Origin of the sequence: Herbaspirillum sp. 1130, assembly GCF_017833835.1 — a bacterium.
GTDB lineage: Bacteria > Pseudomonadota > Gammaproteobacteria > Burkholderiales > Burkholderiaceae_D > Herbaspirillum > Herbaspirillum huttiense.
In genome coordinates this window covers 1383741-1405888 of record NZ_JAFICQ010000001.1, presented here as the reverse complement: position 1 = coordinate 1405888, position 22148 = coordinate 1383741, and the positions used below count along the sequence as shown (strand labels likewise).

The following is a 22148-nucleotide window of genomic DNA, read 5'->3' as shown; positions in this document are numbered from 1 at the left end:
GGCTCCGTCAATCAGATGGGGGTGGTCCGTTCGGTGCGGGCCAGGGCGGCCGGTCGTGCATCCATCTTCCAGCTCACCAGGGCCACGGCAATCCCCGCCAGCGGCAGCAGCGCCGCCACGTAAGGCACTGCATGCAGGCCCGGGCCATGATCGATGGTCACGCCACCCAGCCAGGCACCCGCAGCATTGCCCAGGTTGAAGGCCGCGATATTGGCCGATGAGGCCAGGTTGGGCGCACCGGTCGCCTTTTCCAGCACGCGCATTTGCAGCGGCGGCACGGTGGCGAAGGCCGCCATGCCCATCAGGCCCACGCCGATGATGGCGGCGATCTTGTTTTCATTGGTGAGCCCGAACAGCACCAGTACCACCGCCAGCAGCACCAAGCTGCCCAGCAGGGTGGCCATGAGCTTGCGGTCAGCCAGCTTGCCGCCGGCCAGGTTGCCGATCACCAGTCCCAGGCCGAACAGCAGCAGGATGGGCGAGACCGCCGACGCCGGGAAACCGCTGATGTCGGTCAGGATCGGAGCGATGTAGGTGAAGGCCGCGAACACGCCGCCAAAGCCCAACACCGTCATCAACAGCCCCAGCATGACCTGCGGACGCATGAGCACGCGCACTTCCTTGCCGAAGTCGGCTTCTTCACCGCCTTGCGAGCGCGGCACCAGCACGGCGGTCGCAGCCAGCGCGATCACGCCGATGACGGTGACGGCCCAGAAGGTGGCGCGCCAGCCATAACTCTGACCCAGCCAGGTGCCGAAGGGCACGCCCAGCACGTTGGCCACCGTCAGGCCAGTAAACATCAGGGCGATGGCCGAGGCCTGCTTCTCCTTGGGGACCAGGCTGGTGGCCACCACCGAGCCGACACCGAAGAAGGCACCATGGGCGAAGGAGGCCACCACGCGCCCGATCATCAGCGTGGCATAGCCCGGCGCGATGGCGCAGGCCAGGTTGCCGATGACGAAGACCACCATCAAGGCGATCAGCAAGGTCTTGCGCGGCAGGCGTCCGGTGGTGGCCGTGACCAGCGGGGCGCCCACGAACACGCCCAGCGCATAACCGGTTACCAGCAGACCGGCCGAAGAGAGGCTCACGCCCAGATTGTTCGCCACCTCGGGCAGCAGACCCATGATGACGAACTCGGTAGTCCCGATGGCGAATGCGCTAATGGTCAGCGCCCAAAGTGCAATTGGCATGGCAATCCTTCCAGAATGAGGAGTAATGAGGGTTTCCGGCTGCCGAACCCGAAATGGAGTCGCAGCGATGTGAAGGATTGTGCGCGCACTCTTTGTTGAGAAAAATGCCGTTACAATCAAAGAATATTTGATCCGGAGTCAACAATGAGTATTCAGTCCGAGGAATTGCGGACCTTCGTTGCGGTGGTGGAGGCGGGCACGCTCTCAGCCGCAGCCGAAGTGCTGGAGCAGACCACGTCCGGGGTGAGCCGCGCGCTGTCGCGGCTGGAGGAGAAGCTGGGCGCGAGCCTGCTGACCCGCACCACGCGCCGCATGGAGCTGACCGAAGAGGGCGAGGCCTTCCTCGAGCAGGCGCGCGCCATCCTGGCCGCCATGGAGCAGGCCGAAGACACGGTGCGCATGCGCACGCGCAAGCCGGTCGGGAAGTTGCGCGTGGATGCGGCCGTACCTTTCATGCTGCACTGTGTGGTGCCGCATGTGGGCGCTTTCCGCGCCGCCTATCCGGAGATCGAACTGGAGCTGACCACCAATGACCGCTTCATCGACCTGGTGGAGCAGCGTGCCGACATCGCCATCCGCATCGGCGAGCTGCAGGATTCCACCCTGCATGCGCGGCCGCTGAGCTCGGCGCGCCTGAACATCGTGGCCAGTCCCGAGTACCTGGCCCGCCATGGCGCGCCGGAGTCGGTGGAAGCGCTGGAACAGCACCAGCTGATCGGCTTTTCCCAGCCCGACAGCCTCAATCACTGGCCGCTGCGCCACACCGCAGGAGACCGCTACCAGGTGCGTCCGGCGATTCGCGCCTCCAGCGGCGAGACCATTCGTCACCTGGCGCTGCAGGGGCAGGGCATTGCCTGCCTGTCCGACTTCATGACCGCGGCCGACCTGGCGGCAGGCCGCCTGGTGCGCCTGCTGGATCAATACGATAGCGGCTTCCGTCAAAAGATCTCGGCGGTGTACTACCACAACACCCAGCTATCGCGCCGGATCAGCTGTTTTCTGGATTTTTTGCAATGCAAGCTGTAAATCGGAAACGTTTTGCCGTTATTCCAGTCTGAGCGCCAGCACTGCCGCAAGGGGAAGGATCCTGTGGCTGTCATCACGACAAGATTGATCCGGAGAGAACAAGATGAAGCAAACGGAAAACGCCATGGCCACAGGCCGTCCATCGATCGCGGCGATGTGCCGCGCACCGCTGCAAGGGCTGCTGCTGGCCGGGGCGGCCTTGCTCAGCCTCGGCACGGTCACGGCGCTCACTGCACCGGCTGCGCATGCGGCCAATGCCAGCGTGCTGTCCTTTTCGCCGCAGGGCGAAGTGCAGCGCATCCGCCAGGTGCGGGCGCGCTTCTCGGAATCCATGGTCAAGTTTGGCGACCCCAAGGCGGCCTCGCCCTTCGATGCCGATTGCGCCATCAGCGGCACGGCACGCTGGGCTGATGACAAGAACTGGGTCTACGACTTCGAACGCGACCTGCCACCCGGTACCCGCTGCAGTTTCAATTTGCGTGCGGATGCCCGTTCCGTCGCCGGCAACACGGTCAGCGGCAAGACGCGCTTCCAGTTCAGTACCGGCGGCCCGGCGGTGAGCCGCGTCGAACCCTACAGCGGCGCACAGATTGCGGAAGACCAGGCCTTCATCCTGTTCCAGAACGGGCCGGCCACCGAGGCTACGGTTCGCGACCACCTGTATTGCGAAGCCGAAGGCATCAATGAGCGCATCCCCACCAAGGCCGTCGGCGACGCTGATCGCAAGGCCTTGCTGCAGCAGTTCGCCAAGGGCTCGGACCCGGCGTCGGTCACCATCGTGCAGTGCCAGCAGCGCCTGCCCAACGAGGCGCACGTGAAGCTGGTCTGGGATCGTGGCATTGCCGCTGCCAATGCGCCTGCCATCGTGACCTCCAAGCCGCAGGTCTTCAATTTCCAGGTGCGCAGCGAATTCGCCGCCAGCCTCTCGTGCCAGCGCGAGAACGCCAACGCTGCCTGCTCGCCCATCCTGCCGGTCACCTTGTCGTTCTCGGCCCCGGTGCCGCGCAAGCTGGCCGAGCAGGTGGTGATGAATGCCACCACCGGCAAGATCAAGCCCACACTGGAAGGCGACAAGGACGAAGCCGTGCGAGAGCTGCGCTTCAAGCCGCCGTTCCCGGAGAAATCCGACTTCACCATCAGCCTGCCTTCCGGCTTCAAGGATGAAGATGGGCGCACCTTGGCCAATGCAGGAGCCTTCCCGTTGAAATCGGCGCTGGCGGATTTCCCGCCGCTGGCCAAATTCCCGGCCGCCCCCTTTGGCATCATCGAGCTCAACGCTGATCCCACACTGCCGGTCACCCTGCGCCGAGTGGAAGCCGGGCTGCTGGTACGCGGCAAGGACGGCCGCGCCATGCCCGGCCAGGTCGCGGATCTGAAAGTGGATGGCGACAAGGCCGTCATCGCCTGGCTCACGCGCCTGAACAAGTATCACGAGAAGTGGGGCGATCCGAAGAAGGTGGATACGCGCAGCGTCAGCCTGCTGGCCAAGGAACCCGGTGCGAAGAAACTCGATCTGCCTGCACAGAAGGACGCCAAGGAGGGCGAATGGCCCTTTGAAGTGATCGGCATTCCCCTGAAGGATCCGGGCTTCTACGTGGTCGAACTGGAATCCCAGAAGCTGGGCGCGTCGCTGCTGGGCAAGCCGCAGCCGATGTATGTGCGCACCAGCGCGCTGGTGACCAACCTGTCGGTGCACGTCAAGCTGGGCCGCGCCAATGGCGCCGTCTGGGTAACCCGGCTGGACGATGCCAAACCGGTAGCCGATGCCGAGATCCGCGTCTCCAATTGCGACGGCACCCAGCTCTGGCAGGGCAAGACCAACGCCAGCGGCGTGGCCATGATGCCGGTGCTGGAAGATGCCTGCGTGAACCGCGGCTACAGCGCGGAGAACGCCGACAAGATCAGCGGCCTCTTCGTGAGCGCGCGCAAGACCGATGAGAAGGGCCGCCAGGACATGGCCTTTGCGCTGACCTCGTGGAATGAAGGCATCGAATCCTGGCGCTTCAATTTGCCGACCGACATGGACAAGTCGGCCACCACACGCGCCACTACCATCTTCGACCGCACCCTGTTCCGCGCCGGGGAGACCGTCTCGATGAAGCACGTGATCCGCACCGAGACCATGCAAGGCTTCGGCCTCATGCGCAAGGAAGACCTGCCTACGCGGGTGCGCATCAGCCATCTCGGCAGCGGCCAGCAATACCAGTTCCCGCTGAACTGGCGCGGCAACAAGAGCGCCGAGACCAGCTTCACCCTGCCCAAGGAAGCCAAGCTGGGCAGCTACGAGGTTGTGCTCGACCAGGGCACGGTCGATCCCGCTGCCGGCAGCAATGCCAATGGCCAATCCGATGACGGCGACAATGAAGCAGGCTACGGCCGCGGCACCTACGTCACCGGCAGCTTCCGCGTGGAGGAATTCCGCCTGCCCCTGATGCAGGGGCGCATCACGCCACCCAAGGGCGCGCAAGTGGCCATCAAGGAGCTGCCGCTGGATCTGCAGCTGAACTACATCAATGGCGGTGCGGCTGCCAACCAGGCGGTGCGGGTGTCGTCGTTGTTGCGGTCACGTTCGGTCAACATCACGGGTTACGACGGTTTCTCCTTCGATGCGCCGCGTAATGACGATGACAGCAATGCTGATGACCAGAAGATCGTCGCCGACAAACTCGCCGTCACGCTCGACAAGAACGGTGCCGGCCGCGCCGTCATCGGCAAGCTGCCCGCGCTGCAACGCCCGCAGGAACTGCTCACCGAGATGACCTACAGCGACCCCAATGGCGAAGTGCAGACCATCTCCAACGTCACGCCCCTGTGGCCGTCGGCGGTGGTGGTGGGCCTGCGCACCGGCAACTGGGTCTCGGTGAAGAAGAAGCTCACGCTGACCGCCGTCACCCTCAATACCGCTGGCCAGCCGCAAGCTGGTGTGCCGGTGGAAATCCGTGGCCTGGCGCGCAAGACCAATTCGCACCGCAAGCGCATGGTCGGCGGCTTCTACGCCTATGAAAACGACGAGAGCAAGCAGGACCTCGGCAAGCTCTGCTCCGGCAAGAGCGACCAGCATGGCATGTTCAGCTGCGATACCGAATTGTCCGAAGCGGGCAATGTGGAATTGATCGCCAGCGCCAAGGATGGCAATGGCAATGCGGCTGCCGCCCGTTCCTCGGTGTGGGTCACCGGACGCGGCGAAGTCTGGTTCGATGGCGAGAACCAGGACCGCATCGACATCCTGCCCGAGAAAAAGAATTACCAGCCCGGCGAGACCGCCAACTTCCAGGTCCGCATGCCGTTCCGCTACGCTACCGCGCTGGTCGCGGTGGAGCGTGAAGGCGTGATCGATACGCGCGTGGTGCAGCTGTCCGGCCAGGATCCCACCATCAGCGTGCCGATGAAGGCCGAGTATGGTCCCAACGTGTATGTGTCGGTGTTGGCCGTGCGCGGCCGCATGCGCGAGGTGCCGTGGTATTCCTTCTTCATCTGGGGCTGGAAGGAACCGATCAACTGGTGGCATGAATTCCGCGAATACCAGGGACCGGGCCCCATCGTCGATCTCTCCAAACCGGCCTGGAAATTCGGCATCGCCGAAGTCAACGTGGGTGACGCGGGCCATCGTCTGCAAGTGGCCGTCAGCACCGACAAGCCGGCGTATCCCATCCGCGCCACGGCCAAGGTCCAAGTGCAAGTGAAACTGCCCAACGGCAAGCCCGCCGCCGGTGGTGAATTCGCCCTGGCCGCCGTCGATGAAGCCCTGCTGGAACTGCAGCCCAATGGCAGCTGGGATGTGCTGCGCGCCATGCTGCAACGTCGCAGCTACGGCGTCGAAACATCAACGGCCCAGATGCAGGTGGTTGGCAAGCGCCACTACGGCAAGAAGGCCACGCCCGCTGGCGGGGGCGGTGGCCGGGCGCCCACGCGTGAACTGTTCGATACCTTGCTGGTATGGAAGCCCAATGTCACGCTGGATGCCGAGGGCCGGGCACAGCTGGATGTGCCGCTCAATGATGCGCTGACTTCCTTCCGCATCGTCGCCATCGCCGAGAATGGCATCAGTGACTTCGGCACCGGCAGCATCAGCATTCGTTCCACGCAGGATGTGCAGGTCATCTCCGGCCTGCCGCCGCTGGTGCGCGAGGGCGACAACTTCAACGGCAGCGTCACCGTACGCAATACCACCACGCACGATATGACGATCAAGGTCGCCGCGCGTGCGCAAGGTGGTACGCCGGCGAGCACGCTGACTCTGCCGGAACGTGAGATGAAGATTGCAGCCGGACAGTCGGCCGAAGTCATGTGGCCGGTGCAGACGCCGGAAGGCATCAACCAGCTGGCCTGGGAAATCAGCGCCCAGGAGCAGGGCGGACAGAAAGCGCGAGACGCCATGAAGTTCACCCAGCGCGTCGTCCCGGCCGTGCCGGTCACGGTGCAGCAGGCCACGCTGTTCCAGCTGGACAAGAGTGCCGCCATCAACGTCGCGCGACCCGCCGACAGCCTGCCGGGACGCGGTGGCCTGGCGCTCTCGCTCAAGCCCAGCCTGGCCGGTGGCAGCGATGCGCTCACGCGTTACTTCGTCAACTATCCCTTCGCCTGCCTGGAGCAGAAGACATCCAAGGCCATCGGCCTGCGCGATGAAGCGGCATGGCAGAAGATCGTGGCCGACCTGCCGACCTATCTGGATGGCGATGGCCTGGCGTATTACTTCCCGCCCAGCGACAGTGGCGCGCGCCGCGGCAGCGATACGCTGACGGCCTATCTGCTGGCTGCCACCAACGAAGCCGGCTATGCCATCCCGCAAGGCAGCCGCGACAAGATGCTGGATGGTCTTGCGGCTTTTGTGGAGGGCAAGGTGATGCGCGATTTCTGGTCGCCGCAAAAGGATCTGGACGTGCGCAAGCTGGCCGCCCTGGAAGCGCTGTCGCGCTACAACCGTGTGCAACCCGCGATGCTGGGTTCGATCCAGATCAATCCCAACGTCTGGCCCACCTCGGGCCTGCTGGACTGGATCGGCATCCTGCAGCGCGTCTCTGCCATCCCCGATCGCGACAAGAAGCTGGAGCAGGCAGACCAGATCCTGCGTGCCCGCCTGAACTTCCAGGGTACGCGCATGGGCTTCTCCAATGAAGAGAGCGATTACTGGTGGTGGCTCATGAGCAGCGCCGATGCCAACGCCAACCGCCTGATCCTGCTGGAGCTGAACAACCCGGCCTGGCGCGAGGACATGCCGCGCCTGATCGCCGGTGCCATCGGCCGTCAGCAGCGCGGTCATTGGAGAACCACCACGGCCAACGTCTGGGGCAGCCTGGCGCTGGAGAAATTCGCGCGCAAGTTCGAATCCGAACCCGTCACCGGCACCACCCGTGCCACGCTGGAGCAGAACGGCACCAGCGCCGCCACCCAGAGCCTGGCCTGGAGCGGTGCTACCAACGGCGGCAAGCTGCAGCTGCCCTGGCCGGAAGGCAATGCGCAGGGTGGCAGCGTACGCCTGGCGCAAGAGGGCAACGGCAAGCCCTGGGTGACGTTGCAGAGCCTGGCTGCAGTCCCCTTGAAGCAGCCTTTTGCGGCCGGCTATCGCATCACCCGCAAGGTCGAGGCCATCGAGCAGAAGCAGGCCGGTGTATATACACGTGGCGACGTGCTGCGCGTGACGCTGGACATCGACGCGCAAGCCGAGATGACCTGGGTCGTGGTCAGTGATCCGGTGCCGGGCGGTGCGACCCTGCTGGGTTCCGGCCTGGGCCGCGACTCCGCCATCGCGCAGGGCAAGCAGGAGGCCCCGCGTGATCGTGGCATGGGCTGGCTGGCCTATGAAGAGCGCAGCTTCGAAGCCTACCGCGCGTATTACGAGGCCATGCCCAAGGGCCGCACCAGCATCAGCTACACGGTGCGCCTGAACAATGCGGGTGAATTCAATCTGCCGCCCACGCGGGTGGAAGCGATGTATGCGCCGGAAATGTTCGGTGAAGTCCCCAATGGCAAGCTGGTCGTGAAGGCGGCGCAGTGATGCGCTTGACCGCAGGCACCCTCCGGCCTGGCGCGCTGGTTTCGATCAGCGCGCTGGTGCTGGCTCTGCTGATGCCCACCGCAGCCAGTGCCGTGCCATCGTTCAGCGAAGTACAGCGCGACTTCCTGCCCTCGGAGGCCAGCCTGATGGACCGCAACGGCGAGCTGTTGCAGCGCATGCGCGTGAATATGGACGAGCGCAAATTGTCCTGGGTCAAACTGGAAGACGTATCCCCGGCGCTGCGGCATGCCCTGGTGGCCTCCGAGGACCGGCGTTTCTACCAGCACAGCGGCATCGACTGGAGCGCTGTAGCTGCCTCGGCCTGGGGCAACCTGTGGAATACGAAGACACGCGGTGCCTCCACCATCACGATGCAACTGGCGGGTTTGATCTATGACGATCTGCGCCGCAAGTCCGGCGTGCGTTCGCTCACGCAGAAAGTATCGCAGGCGTGGATTGCACAATCGCTGGAGCGCAACTGGCGCAAGGACCAGATCCTGGAAGCCTATCTCAACCTGGTAGCCTTCCGGGGCGAGCTGGTAGGCGTGCATGCGCTGTCGCGCGTGATGTTCGGCAAGCATCCGAGCGGACTCGACCAGGGCGAGGCGGCCATCGCGGTCGCGTTGATCCGTGCGCCCAATGCGACGCCGCGCCGCGTGACCGAACGCGCCTGCGCCATTCTCAAGGAAGAGGGCGCAGGCGAGCAGTGCAGCGGCATGGATGGCCGCACCGAGCTGGCGTTGGCGCGCGTGTCCGCCAAGCGTGATTTGCCGGGGACGAGCGATTCACCGCAGCTGGCGCCGCATCTGGCCCGCAAGCTCTTGAATGCACCGGGGCAGCAATTGCGTTCCACGCTGGACGCGCCCTTGCAGCGCTTTGCCACGCAAGCCCTGCGTCATCAACTGGCCGGACTGGCCGAGCGCAACATCGAGGATGGTGCCGTCATCGTCATCGACAATGCCACCGGCGAGGTGCTGGCCTGGGTCGGTTCCAGCGGCCCGCTGTCGGCGGCGGCCAATGTGGATGGGGTGGTGGCGCAGCGGCAGGCGGGCTCGACGCTCAAGCCTTTCCTCTACGAACTGGCCATCGAAAAGAAATGGCTGACGGCCGCGTCCCTGCTGGATGATTCTCCGGTCAACCTGGCCACCTCGGCCGGGCTCTACATTCCGCAGAACTACGACAAGCAATACAAGGGACTGGTGAGCCTGCGCACGTCGCTGGGTTCCTCGCTCAATATCCCTGCGGTGCGCACGCTGGTGATGGTGACGCCCGAGCGCTTCTTCCGGCGCTTGCAGGCGCTAGGTTTCAACCTGCGCGAGAGCGGTGATTATTACGGCTACAGCCTCGCGCTGGGCAGCGCCGACATCACGCTGGCCAACCTGGCCAATGCCTATCGCGTGCTGGCCAATCAAGGCCGCTACACGCCCTTGCGCACCCGGCTCGATGAAGCGCGCACGCCAGCGCGTACCACGCAGGTGATGGACGCCGATGCCGCCTACATCGTCGGCGACATCCTCTCCGACCGCAGTGCGCGCGCGCGCACCTTCGGCCTGGAGAATGCGCTGTCCACCCGTATCTGGACGGCGGTCAAGACCGGTACTTCAAAGGACATGCGCGACAACTGGTGTGTCGGCTATTCCTCGCGTTATACCGTAGGGGTATGGGTCGGAAACGCTTCTGGCGCGCCGATGTGGGACGTGTCCGGCGTGACCGGTGCGGCACCGGTGTGGCAGGAGGTCATGCAATATCTGCATGAACGAGGCCGCAACGGCGGACGTGATGCGGGCAACGGCCCGCCCGCAAAACCGGCCGGCGTGGAGGCGCAGATGATCCGTTACGAGCAGGATGTGGAAGCAGCGCGCACCGAATATTTTTTACCGGGCACCGGCCAGGCCGAGATCCGCCTGGCGCATGCGCGCGATATTCGTCCCGCCATCACTTATCCCACCACAGGCATGCTCGCAGCGCTGGACCCCGATATCCCGCCGGCGCGTCAGCGCATCCGCTTCCGCGCTCAGGGCGCGCCTGCGGGCAGCCGCTGGATGCTCGATGGCAAGCTGATGCCGCAGGAGGTCATGCAGGCGGGCAGGGTACAGGCGCAGAAGGTGGCGGCCAACCTTACGGCCGCAGGGGAAGAAGCGTTGGACTTCGACTGGATGCCCTGGCCCGGCAAGCATGTGCTGGTGCTGCAGGACAAGCAGGGCAAGCTGCTCGATAGCGTGCGCTTCGAGGTCAGGGGGGCGGTAGTGCGCAATGAATCCAAGGCTGGTGGACCAGCGCGCAAATAATGCGTGCTGCATGGCCCAGCACAGATCCCTTCTGGCCCATTTCTAGCGCTTGCTGCCCCGCTTGCCGGTCTGCAGCAGTTCGCGCATTGCCTGCAAAGGCAGTTCGCGGCTGCGGCCCCGGCGCAGCACCAGGGAAAACTGCGACTGGTAGCCAAACTCGGAAGGCAGCAAGACCTTCAGCCGTCCCTGCTCGACCCAGGACTGCGCATAGTGCTCCGGCAGATAACCGATATAGCGGCCCGAGAGGATCAGGATCAACTGCGCTTCCATGCTTTCCACCGTGGCCACGCTGCGCTTGAAACCGTGCCGGCTCAGCTCGGTCTGGCTCCAGTAACTGCGGCTGACCACGCTCATTTCCGAGACGGCCGAGGCGCGCAGGTTGCGCTGCTGGAAGCAGGGGTGCCGGTCGCTGCAATACAGCCACTGCTGCTCGCGGTAGAGCGGCTGATAGATCAGGCCATTGGCCTTGGCGGGGAAAAAGCCCACCGCGATGTCGAGTTCATTGTCCAGCAAGCCCTTCTGCAGTTCGTAGGGGCTGCGGATGAGCAGGTTCAGGTGCATGCCCGGAAACTTGCTGGAAAACATCCCGATCGCCTCCGCCATGGGCAGGGAAGGATCGGTGACCGTCGTATCGAGCACGCCTATCTTCAGCGTACCGCCCAGTTCGCCCTTGAGCGACTGGGTATAGCGCTCGAAACTGTCTACCTCACCCAAGACGCGCAGCGTTTCCGACAGCAGCAGTTCCCCCTTGTCAGTGAGCGCGAAACCACCTCGTCCACGCCGGCAGACGGTAAAGCCGACATCGCTCTCCAGCTGGGCCATGTAGGTGCTGATGGCCGAGGTCGTCAGGTTCAGCTCCTGCTGGGCCCGGGCGAATCCCTGGTGGCGGACCACTGCGGCGAATATGCGCAGCAACTTGAAATCGATGCCTGGGGTCATGGATAAATCGTCTTTGCATGGAGGAGGGCGCGCGTTCAGTGCCCGAAATCAGTTTCGAATTTTAACAACTTATTATTTGAATACAGCTATCTTTTGATAACTATCGGCCATTGTATATTCGCTCCATCGCAGCCTGATGTTGCTGCCAGAACAAGGGTGATACGCAATGTCCAAAGTCTTCCACCAGCCCCAAAGCGGCAACGACATGCCGCGCTTTGCCGGCCGTTCGACCATGATGCGCCTGCCTGCGATGGACAGCGCCGAGGGCCTGGATGCTGCCTTCATCGGCGTGCCGCTCGATATCGGCACCTCCCTGCGCGCGGGGACCCGCTTCGGTCCGCGCCAGATCCGCGCGGAATCGGTGATGATCCGCCCCTACAACATGGCCACCGGTGCCGCGCCCTTCGATTCCCTGTCGGTGGCCGACATCGGCGACGTCGCCATCAATACCTACAATCTGCTCGAATCGGTCCGCGTCATCGAAGAGGCGTATAAGGAGCTGATGGCGCATCCGGTCGTTCCGCTCACGCTGGGCGGCGACCACACCATCACGTTGCCTATCCTGCGCGCCATTGCACGCAAGCACGGCCCGGTCGGCCTGGTGCACGTCGATGCCCATACCGATACCAATGACGACATGTTCGGCGAGAAGATCGCCCATGGCACCACGTTCCGCCGCGCCGTGGAAGAGGGCTTGCTCGACTGCAAGCGGGTGGTGCAGATCGGACAGCGTGCGCAGGGCTACTCCAGCGGCGACTTCCAGTGGGGCGTGGACCAGGGTTTCCGCCTCGTGCAGGCCGAGCAATGCTGGCATCGCTCGCTGGCGCCGCTGATGGAAGAAGTACGCGCCCAAATCGGGACCGGTCCGGTTTACCTGAGCTTCGACATCGACGGCATCGACCCGGCCTGGGCACCCGGCACCGGCACCCCCGAAGTGGGCGGGCTGACTTCCATCCAGGCCCTGGAAATCGTGCGTGGCTGCCGTGGCATGAACCTCGTGGGCTGTGATCTGGTGGAGGTCTCGCCTCCCTATGACTTGAGCGGCAATACCTCGCAGCTGGGCGCGAACCTGCTCTACGAAATGCTGTGTGTGCTGCCCGGCGTGACCTACCGCTGAGAGGCCGGCCATGGAGCTGAAGATCTTTCGCAGCGGCTGGGGCATGCAAGAACCCTGGAGCCGCTGCGTGGCCGAACTGCGCGAGGCCGGCTGCAGCGGCCTGGAAGCGCGCCTGCCGATGGCGCTGCAGGAGCGGCGCGCATTGCGCGACCGCCTGCAGGCCGAGGCGCTGGATTACATCGCCATCGTCTTCAGTGGCGTGGACGTCGTTCCGCGCCAGGCCGACCGGCCGGAGGTGCATTTGCAGCACCTGGCGCGCGCCTTCGATGCGGCGGCGGAACTGCAGCCCCGTTTCGTGAACCTGCTGGCCGGCAACGACCGCTGGCCCTTGGCGGAACAAGTCGATTTCCTGGGGCGGGCGCAGGCCCTGGCTGATGATGCGGGCGTGCCTTGCAGCTTCGAGACCCATCGCGCCAGTTCGCTCTACAGTCCCTGGATCACGCTGGACATCGTGCGCCAGCTGCCCCGGCTGCGCTACACCGCCGACATCAGCCACTGGGTCGTGGTCTGCGAGCGCTTGCTGGATGACCCGCTGGATGACCTTACGCCCTTCCTTGAGCGTGTACACCATGTGCAGGCGCGCGTGGGCTATGCGCAGGGGCCGCAGGTCCCTGATCCGGCCGCACCCGAATACGCGCCCGAGCTGGCATTTCACCAGCGCATCTGGGAGACGGTCTGGTCCTTCCAGCACGCCAGCGGCTATGCCATCAGCACGCTCACGCCGGAATTCGGTCCGGACGGCTACCTGCATCTGCTGCCCTATACCCGCAGCCCCGTGGCCGACCTGTGGCAGCTCAATCGTTGGATGGCGCAGCAGGAGCGCGCGCATTTTGCACGCTGGTCGCAGCAGCACGGCATCGGTTCTTCGTCATCAACGCAGTCGCCTTCTACCGCAGGAGTTTGAACATGCACACCGGACAGCGCAATTTCACGGCCTTGCCCGTGATCGATATCAGCGGCCTTTATCGCGACGAGCCGGCACAGCGCCAGGCGGTTGCCGATCAGCTGGGAGCGGCGGCGCGCGAGGTCGGATTTTTCTACATCACCGGCCACGGGATCGATCCGCAGTTGATCGCCGGCCTGCGCGAGGCCAGCCGCGCGCTGTTTGCGCAGCCGATGCCGTGGAAGATGCGCTATTACATCGGCGATGCCTGGGGCCACAAGGGCTATGTGCCCGAGGGCGAAGAGGTCTATTCCAAGGGCCGGCCCGATCACAAGGAAGCCTTCGACATCGGTTTCGAGGTGCCGGATGACCACCCGCTGGTACTGGCCGGCACGCCCCTGATCGGCAACAACAAATGGCCCGAGCTACCGGGTTTCAAGGAGGCCGTCTCCCGTTATTACGAGGCGGTGTTCGCGCTTGGCCGCACCTTGTTCCGTGGCTTTGCCCTGGCGCTGGGCCAGCCCGAGGATGCCTTCGAGTCCCTGGTGACCTGTCCGCCCTCGAAGCTGCGCCTGATTCATTATCCGGTCGACCTGGAAGCGGTCGATGCGCCCGGCATCGGTGCCCACACGGATTACGAATGCTTCACCCTGCTGCTGGCCGATCAGCCCGGCCTGGAAGTGATGAACGACCAGGGCGCCTGGATCGACGCGCCACCCTGTTCGGTGGCCGGCGAGGAAGCCTTCGTCATCAATATCGGCGACATGCTCGAAGTGATGACCGCGGGCGCCTTCCCCGCCACGTCGCACCGCGTGCGCAAGGTGCAGCAGGAACGCTATTCCTTCCCGCTGTTTTTCGCCTGCGACTATCACACGCGCATCAGCCCCTTGCCGCAATTTGCCAGCGGATCTGAAGACGCGACCCGTTACGGTGAGCTGTCCATCGGAGAACACATGTATGCGCAGGCTCAGCAGACTTATACCTACCTCAAGCGCAAGGTGGAAGCAGGCGAGTTGGCGATGTCTGCGGACGCATTGAAGCCCGGCAGTTTTGGTTATACCCGGCCCCGGACGACGGCCGGTCATTGAGATCTCGTCCACATTTCTTTTTTAGCCCGCTTACAGAAGGAGTTCCGCGCCATGACCCACACCGCCCGCCGCATTTCGTTCAAGCGCAACCTGCTCACGCTGGCCCTGTCAGCCTTGCTGCCGGTAGCAGCGTCCGCGCAGACCATGGTCCCCGGCCAGCTCAAGGTCGGCATGGAAATCACCTATCCCCCTTTTGAATCCTGGCAGGGCGACAAGGTCGTCGGTTTCGATCCGGACATCGCCGAGATGCTGGGCCGGGAATTGAAGCTCAAGCCTTCCTTCATCGATACCAAGTTCCCCAGCCTGATCCTGGGCCTGGGCGGTGGTCAGTTCGATGCGATCATTTCCGGTATGTACATCACGCCCGAGCGCACTGCTCAGGCTGATGCCATTGCCTACGGCAAGACCGGTGCGGCCATCATGGTGGCCAAGGATGGCGGCGTCATGCCCAAGAGCGAAAACGACCTGTGTGGCCTCAAGGTCGGCCTGCAAGCAGGGACCAGCTGGGTCAACGCCTTGAAGAAACTCTCGGCCGAATACTGTGTGCCCCAGGGCAAGCCGGCCGTGGCCGTGAGCGAATTCCCGACCGCGCCGGAAGCCTCGCAGGCCCTGCTGTCGAAGAACATCCAGGCCCAGATGGAAATCGCCGGTGCCGCCAAGATGCTGGCCGAGCGCAGCAAGGGCCGCATCGTCATCAGTTCGCCGGCCCTGGTGTATCCGCAGACGCTGGGCATCTACGTCAAGAAGGGTAATACCGCCTTGTATCAGGCTTTGCAGAAAGCGCTGGCGGCAGGACAGGCCAGCGGGGAATACGCGGCCCTCATCAAGAAATACGATCTTGAGCCTGTAGCAGTCGCCAAGTAACGTCGACCTTGAACCACCGGGAGCCCTCGCATGGCATTGGATTGGTCGTATTTCTGGTCCCTCTTTTCAATGGGGATCTTCTGGCGCGCGTGTCTCACGGTGGTCGAACTGGGTTCGCTGGTGTGGGTACTGGGCATGGTGCTGGGCTTCTTGCTGGCCTGCGCCCGTACCTCCGGCACGCGCTGGATCAATTGGGCCGCCGGGCTGTATATCTGGCTGTTCCGCAGCCTGCCGCTGCTGGTCGTGGTGGTGGTGGTCTTCAACCTGCCGCAAATTTTTCCGCTGACCCGCGCCGTTGTCGGTGATCCCTTCTTTGCCGGGCTGGTGGCCATGGTGCTGACCGAGGCGGCCTACATGGCGGAAATTCATCGCAGCGGCCTGCAGTCGGTTGCACGCGGACAGCGCGAAGCAGGGCGAGCACTGGCGTTGAGCCGCCTGGGCACGATGCGGTTGATCGTCATGCCGCAGGCCTTCCGCATTGCCTTGCCCACTCTCATCAACGAATACGTCACCATCATCAAGCTCACGTCGCTGGTGTCGGTGATCTCCTTGCCGGAGTTGCTGATGACGGGCCTGCGCCTGTATTCGCAGAATTTCCTGGTGATGGAAACCCTGCTTGGCGTGGCCGTGTATTACGTGCTGCTGGTGACTCTCTTCAGCACGCTATTGGGCTGGCTGGAGCGGCGCCTGGATCTCCAGAAGCGCCATCCCGCAACCCTCAGTGAGGACCAGTGCAGCGCCTTGCGCAGCCATCTCGGCAAACCGCCTGTCGCACCGGCAGTGCCCCAGGCGGCAGGGCAGCCGAGTGCACTGGAGCTGATCGGCATCCATAAAGCCTATGGTGCGCATGAGGTGCTCAAGGGCGTGAACCTGAGCGTGAGGGCGGGCGAGGTGGTGTCCATCATCGGTCCTTCGGGCTCCGGCAAGACGTCGCTGATCCGCACCATCAATGCGCTGGAGAAGATCGACCAGGGTGAAATCATCCTCTTCGGCGAAGGCTATATCAGCGCCAACGCCTCGCTGGAGTCCAGCCTGGTACGCAATGGCATCGGCCGTATCGGCATGGTGTTCCAGGGTTTCAACCTGTTTCCGCACCTGAGCGTACTGGACAACGTGCTGCTGGCACCGCGCTACCACCGCCAGCCGGGCGAGCCGGCGCTGCGCCAGACCCGGGCCCTGCAATTGCTCGACAAGGTGGGCCTGCTGGCGCACCAGCACAAATACCCGCACCAGCTCTCCGGCGGCCAGCAGCAACGGGTGGCCATTGCCCGGGCGCTGGCCATGTCGCCTGACGTGATGCTGTTTGACGAACCGACCTCGGCACTGGACCCTGAACTGGTTGGCGAGGTCTTGAAGGTGATCCAGGAATTGGCGCAGGAGGGCATGACGATGGTGATCGTCACCCACGAGATGGACTTTGCGCTGACCATCTCCGACCGCGTGCTGTTCATGGAAAACGGCCGCGTGCAACTGGATGCTTCGCCCCGGCAGATCCGGGAGGCCACCGCAACCGACGCCGCTACCCTGCGCGTGCGCCGCTTCATGGGATTGGATGCTTGAGATGACTACGACACCCGATGAACTCGTCCTGCGCCGCGACCTGGCGGCCGCTTACCGGCTGGCCGCACTGTTCGGCTGGGATGACACGCTCTACACGCACTTTTCGGTGCGGCTGCCGCGTGCGGACAACGCGGCCCCCGAGGAGGACCGTTTCCTCATCAATCCTTTCGGGCTGATGTTTGACGAAGTGCGTGCCAGCGACCTGCTGGTGGTGGACCTGCAAGGCCGCGTGGTATCGGGCAAGGCCGACTACAACGTCGCCGGCTTCACCATCCACAGTGCCGTGCACATGGCGCGCGAGGATGCCCACTGCGTGCTGCATACCCACACGCTGCCCGGCATGGCCGTGGCAGCCTGCGAGCAGGGGCTGCTGCAGCTCAACCAGATCAGTACCGAGTTCCACCAGCGGGTCGGCGTGCATGCCTATGAGGGCGTGGCCTTCGATCTGGATGAACGTACACGCATCCAGCAATCGCTGGGCAACAACATCGCCTTGCTGTTGCGCCACCATGGCCTCTTGTCAGTGGGGGCCACGGTGGCCGATGCGTTTGCGATCATGTTCTACCTCAATCGCGCGTGCGAGATCCAGATGGCTGCCGCGCAAATGGCCACAGTCGCCGGACCGGTTACCGAGATTGCCGCGCACTTGAGCCAGCACGCCTGCGAGCAGCTGCAAAGCGTCGAACATGAGCGCCAGATCCTGTGGCAAGCCTGGCTGCGGCGCCTGGACCGACTGGATCCTTCCTACCGCGACTGAGGGCCACGCCATGCCGACCTTGTTGATTTGCAGCGCGACCGATGACCTCAGCGACCTGCACGCGGTGTTTCGTGAAGAGGCCGCGCGCCGCATGCCGGAGCTGCAAGTGCGGCTGTGGCCGGACCTGCCCGATGCGGGCGATGTGGAGGCGGTCGCCGGCTGGTATCCGCCGGCCGGGGTCATCGAGCGCTTGCCCAATCTGCGCCTGATTTCTTCCATTGCAGCCGGAGTCGATCATGTGCTCGGCGCTGCGCGGGCTCACCCTCTTGTGCCGGTGTGCCGCATCGTTGATCCCGCGCTGGCGGCAGGAATGGCCGAGTACGTCTTGTGGGCCGTGCTGTATTACCACCGCGCGCTGGACCAGGCGCTGCAGCAGCAGGTACAGCGCGTGTGGAAGATCCCGACGCAAAAGCCGGCGCATCAGACCCATGTCGGCCTGATGGGGCTGGGTGCTCTGGGGAGCCATCTGGCCGGGGTGTTGCGAGGCCAGGGTTTCACTGTCAGTGGCTGGTCGCGTTCCGTGCATCACATCGATGGGGTTAGCACCTGTGCCGGTGACGATGCGCTTCATGCATTCCTGCAGGCACCCGATATCGTGGTCTGCCTCTTGCCGCTGACCGATGCCACCCGCAAGCTGCTGGGGCGCGACGTATTTGCGGCGATGAAGCCGGGTGCAGCGCTGGTGCATTGCGGCCGGGGAGAGCATCTGGTGGAGGAGGACCTGCTGGAAGCACTGGACCGGCAGCATTTGCGCGGGGCCGTGTTGGATGTCTTTGCGCAGGAACCGTTGCCCGCATCCAACGCGTTGTGGTCGCACCCGCGCGTGGTGGTTACGCCGCATATGGCGTCGAGTGCGCAGCCTGAGGTGATCGTCGGACAGATTCTGGACAATTTGCAGCGGGTACGCAGCGGGCAGCCTGTGCTGAATGGTGTTGATCGCGGTCTGGGGTATTAGGGCCTACCGGAAAGCTGCCTCACCTGAATACGTGAACATGCAGTCCATGGGCCGGCCTGCGCCCATGGACCCGGCAACATCACTCAGGGTTGCGGAATCAATTGCGGCGACACCTGTTGCGCATGAGCCGCAAACAGGTGTTCGGCATCCAGTGGTAGCAGATAGCCTTCCTGCACCAACTTGTCGCCAGCGGCCTTGATCTGCGCGGCATAGTCTGCCCGGCCATGGTAGCGCTGGTCGAGTGCAGGCCGGGGATCACTGCTGCTCCTGCTCGCACCACTCACGGCGAAAGGAATTGCGCTGCCCAGCGAAGAGCAGGTTTCCCCTTGCGCGTGGCCGCCGGCGCGCAGGTTCCATCCCGTGTAAGTAGCCAGTGGTACTGCCACTTCCGGCTGGGCGATGCCGCCCAGCTCATTGCCATCGGCATCAACCTTGGGCACCAGAATGCGGTAGGGCCGCGTGACATCCACGACCGGGATGGCGTTGCGATAATCGGTGACGGCCAGCGGATTGTGGATGCCGCTGTAGGCCAACTGCAGTGGGGTTGGCGTGACTGTCCCCGAGGAGTCGGCCAGTGGTACCAGTACGTTGTCCAGTGCAGGGAAACCAATCGAGGCCTGGTCCGGCGTGACCGCCGTGCCGCTGGCCACCGTGGGGTAGCGCGAGGGTGGCGGCAACCGGTCTTTCGCCAGCCAGTTTTCCATCGCCGGAATCATGGCGCGCAGCACGGGAGCCTGCGTTACGGGGCTGGCCGGGAACTGGCACATGCTGTCCTTGCCGTTCCGCTTCACCACGCCATTCCTGATGCCGGCTCCGCCCGCGTGCTGGGTGCCTGAGATCAGGTAATAGCGCACGTTGTCCGGCAAGATCAGATCCTTGCCCGCGCCGTCGGTCACCACCAGTGCACCGCGTCCTCCCCACCATTCAAAGCTGCCATCGATCTGCATGATCTTCGGGCAAGTGGCGCTGGCAGTGCATCGCTTGAGCAAGCCATCGGTGACGCCACTGACGGGATCTTTCATCACGTTGTAGGCGAAGGGAAACTGGTCGCCCGGCATCCAGTGTTCTTCATGGCCCTTGGACCAGCGGCCTGGCTGGGAAAAGCGTTCATTGATCCAAGTGCGGCGTCCGCCCGGGATGATGGCCATCATGCCGTCGAAGACCTTGTTGCCCTGCGCATTCTTGTTGAATCCCATGTAGAGGAAGTCGCGCATGAAGCGGCCCGACTGTGAAATACCTTCACCGATAGTCAAGTCAACATTGCGCTTGTCGCGCGCCGTGCAGGACTGTTGTTCGACGCAGGCGGCGTTCTTCATATCGTTGAGGGGATTGGCCGTGCCTCTGGCATCGGCAGGCGCATCGCGCAGGAAGCTCACCAGGTCGCGGACCGCGGCAAAGCCGATCGCCATCACCTTGGGATGGGCGGCGGGATAGACGAAGCTGTAGATGCTGCCCTGGTCGGCGGGCACGGTCCCGCCTGCGGGGCCGGGGACTGCAGCGGGCGGAGTGAAGACCACGTTCACGCTGCCGTCCGCCTTGGGTTCGTAATGCCAGTCGGTCACCGGCGCAGAAGGAGCCTGGTAATCCTGCTGGCCCTGCGCATTGCGCCAGGTCTGGCGCACGGTGAAACTCACTTGCGATTTGTCGCGCAGGGAGGCAGGTGCGTACGAGAGTTTGAATTCGTTGTTTCCCTGATGGAAGTCGGGGATGTATTCTTCGCGGCTCAGACCGGTGATGGCGGAACCATCCTTGTTCGTGACCACCGGGAATTGTGTGCCCAGTGCGCCGTCGATGGCCGCGCCCGATTGCTTCAGATCACCCTGCCATCCACTCCAGACGATGGTGTAGCCGGCGCGCAGCAGGGAAGGGTAGGTGTCGCCGGGAGCCGGGCCGTTGCGCAGGGATTTGCCGCCGATGAAGAATTCCTCGGCCAGCTTGCGGCCACGATTGGCCACGTCATAGAAGAGCACGCGACGTGCCTGGGTCGCCGACTTCGGACGCAGGATCACGAAGTCGGTCGTGTAGGAACCGTAGCCATGGGCGTCTCTGGGGGCCTTGTCGAGATCGGTGATGCTGGCATTGTCCGGGTGAAGCGGATTGAGCTTGCCGTGCACGACGCCCGAGATCAACTGGTAGGGGCCGGCCGCACCGGCTGGCGTTGCGCCACCGAAGGCATCGGCGGTCTGGGTGATTTCAAGCTGGTCGATGTAGCCGGACGGCCTGGCAGGTGAGTTGGCGGCGAGCGTCTGTCCCGTGGCTGCCGTGCCAGCGACGAGGGCCAGCAAGGTGAGGGTGGTTTTCATGGTCTCCGTGATTTTGTGGGAACGAGGAAGACCAAGCCTACCGCAAACTGGGATGACGGGTTTTTATCGCTAGCGTCACCTTCGGTGATTTCATCTTTATGGAATACAGACTCAAGGGAAAGATGATTGATCAGTTCTGTGAGTGACGTCGCCGATAAGTTTTCTGCTGGTGACGCGAGAGAAGTTGAGTGCGTATCGAGCTGAGCAATAGTTTTGTGCAAACAGGTGTACGCGCCGTGCAATGGCAGGTCCTTGATACCCGGAAGCGAAAGCATTTGAAGACGCCGGTTACACTATTGCAATGAGCTTCGGCGCAGTCTTTGGTAATCCAAGGAGCTTGATGAGTGTCAGTATCGGGACAGCTTGATTGTCACTTCTGGACGCGTAAAAAATGGGGATGTGGTGACATGGTAAAGCGACCTCAGAGGCAGAAGTCTGATGGCCGCTGAATAGAGTGCTGCTTAACCGGCAGCGATATAAAGATGAAATTTACCAATTGGATCAAAAATAAGTCATCCCTGATTTCAGGGATGCATGATCGCGGCTATAGATTATGTGCGTCCGATGATGAAAATCAGTGTATTTTCTATCCGGAGATCAGGCTAAAAATTTTTCCAAGAATAACGCTTTCGCAATGGGATGAGAGCACCTTTCGAAGCGCAATAATTTTATGCTCACGAGATGTGGCTGAAGAATTTCGTGAAAAAGATTTGTGGCTTGATGAGATGCCAGGTTTGGAAGGGAATTCGATTGGGGTATTGTCCGTGGAGCTGCTATGGCTGCGTTGGAACAACAACCCGGACTTGATGCAAAACTACCGCGATGATTATCGGAAATCATTTGAATCTGGATGCATGAGATTTTTTGAAGACTTGGATACATTCGGAATTCCATTCATTTCTTCGCTATCGAGGCCTGATCAATTGGCGAATGCCCTCGAAAATATTGATGAATATCCGGCTAACATAATGCAGGGGGGAAAGCCGAGATCGGCTGATCCATTTATCTATTCGGCTATTTTGTCCATGCGCAATGGTGAAATCGCTCAGGCGAAAGAGGCCCTGAAAAAAGGTGAGCTGAAATATGCATGTGTTAACCCCGATATCGAATGGCAGCACAGACGATCCTTAAATTACAAAGAGAGAATGCGTCGAATTTTGCGAACGTAAGGAAATAGGCT

14 protein-coding genes are annotated in these 22148 nt (G+C 63.0%); 11 read left to right on the top strand and 3 right to left on the bottom strand.

Annotated elements, in window-relative coordinates:
• Positions 1-11: 11 nt before the first annotated feature.
• Entirely contained in the window at positions 12-1193 is a 1182-nt protein-coding gene (locus JOD78_RS06095; protein ID WP_209566871.1) for an MFS transporter, read from the bottom strand.
• Between the two features lie 144 nt (positions 1194-1337).
• On the opposite strand from JOD78_RS06095, the gene JOD78_RS06090 reads away from it, so the two are divergent.
• From JOD78_RS06090 to pbpC, 3 genes are all read left to right on the top strand, one after another.
• Complete coding sequence (locus JOD78_RS06090) at positions 1338-2219, top strand: LysR substrate-binding domain-containing protein (protein ID WP_121041875.1); 882 nt, start codon at positions 1338-1340, stop codon at positions 2217-2219.
• Between the two features lie 103 nt (positions 2220-2322).
• Positions 2323-8214, top strand: a complete 5892-nt coding sequence (locus JOD78_RS06085; protein ID WP_209566869.1) for an MG2 domain-containing protein — start codon at positions 2323-2325, stop codon at positions 8212-8214.
• Positions 8214-10502 carry a penicillin-binding protein 1C gene (pbpC, locus tag JOD78_RS06080; protein ID WP_121041871.1) on the top strand — a complete coding sequence of 763 codons (2289 nt, stop codon included), beginning with the start codon at positions 8214-8216 and terminating at the stop codon, positions 10500-10502. The genes JOD78_RS06085 and pbpC overlap by 1 nt, the downstream gene beginning before the upstream one ends.
• Positions 10503-10544: 42 nt before the next feature.
• Here the strand turns inward: pbpC and JOD78_RS06075 are convergent, their stop codons facing one another.
• The gene (locus JOD78_RS06075; protein ID WP_121041869.1) at positions 10545-11441 is read right to left on the bottom strand and encodes a LysR family transcriptional regulator; all 897 of its coding nucleotides are present in this window, start codon (positions 11439-11441) and stop codon (positions 10545-10547) included.
• A 166-nt stretch (positions 11442-11607) separates the two neighbouring features.
• Here JOD78_RS06075 and speB point away from each other — a divergent pair, with 166 nt between their 5' ends.
• Genes speB through JOD78_RS06040 form a run of 7 tightly spaced genes read left to right on the top strand, consistent with a single transcriptional unit; the run spans position 11608 to position 18665 of the window.
• Entirely contained in the window at positions 11608-12558 is a 951-nt protein-coding gene (gene speB / locus JOD78_RS06070; RefSeq protein ID WP_209566867.1) for an agmatinase, read from the top strand.
• Positions 12559-12568: 10 nt separating this feature from the next.
• Positions 12569-13462, top strand: coding sequence for a TIM barrel protein (locus tag JOD78_RS06065; protein WP_121041865.1), 894 nt, complete (start codon positions 12569-12571; stop codon positions 13460-13462).
• 2 nt (positions 13463-13464) lie between these two features.
• Entirely contained in the window at positions 13465-14529 is a 1065-nt protein-coding gene (locus tag JOD78_RS06060) for a 2-oxoglutarate and iron-dependent oxygenase domain-containing protein (protein WP_121041863.1), read from the top strand.
• A gap of 51 nt (positions 14530-14580) precedes the next feature.
• A complete protein-coding gene (locus JOD78_RS06055) occupies positions 14581-15393 on the top strand; it encodes an ABC transporter substrate-binding protein (protein ID WP_121041861.1) in 813 nt (270 codons plus the stop codon).
• 30 nt (positions 15394-15423) lie between these two features.
• Positions 15424-16953 (top strand): amino acid ABC transporter permease/ATP-binding protein, encoded by a 1530-nt coding sequence (locus JOD78_RS28200; protein ID WP_121041859.1) that lies wholly within the window; start codon positions 15424-15426, stop codon positions 16951-16953.
• A 1-nt stretch (position 16954) separates the two neighbouring features.
• Complete coding sequence (locus JOD78_RS06045; protein ID WP_121041857.1) at positions 16955-17710, top strand: class II aldolase/adducin family protein; 756 nt, start codon at positions 16955-16957, stop codon at positions 17708-17710.
• Positions 17711-17720: 10 nt separating this feature from the next.
• Positions 17721-18665 carry a glyoxylate/hydroxypyruvate reductase A gene (locus tag JOD78_RS06040; RefSeq protein WP_158601258.1) on the top strand — a complete coding sequence of 315 codons (945 nt, stop codon included), beginning with the start codon at positions 17721-17723 and terminating at the stop codon, positions 18663-18665.
• A gap of 83 nt (positions 18666-18748) precedes the next feature.
• Here the strand turns inward: JOD78_RS06040 and JOD78_RS06035 are convergent, their stop codons facing one another.
• A complete protein-coding gene (locus JOD78_RS06035; RefSeq protein WP_209566865.1) occupies positions 18749-20968 on the bottom strand; it encodes an alpha/beta hydrolase domain-containing protein in 2220 nt (739 codons plus the stop codon).
• Between the two features lie 482 nt (positions 20969-21450).
• Here JOD78_RS06035 and JOD78_RS06030 point away from each other — a divergent pair, with 482 nt between their 5' ends.
• Positions 21451-22137 (top strand): hypothetical protein, encoded by a 687-nt coding sequence (locus JOD78_RS06030; RefSeq protein ID WP_134040253.1) that lies wholly within the window; start codon positions 21451-21453, stop codon positions 22135-22137.
• Positions 22138-22148 lie beyond the last annotated feature (11 nt).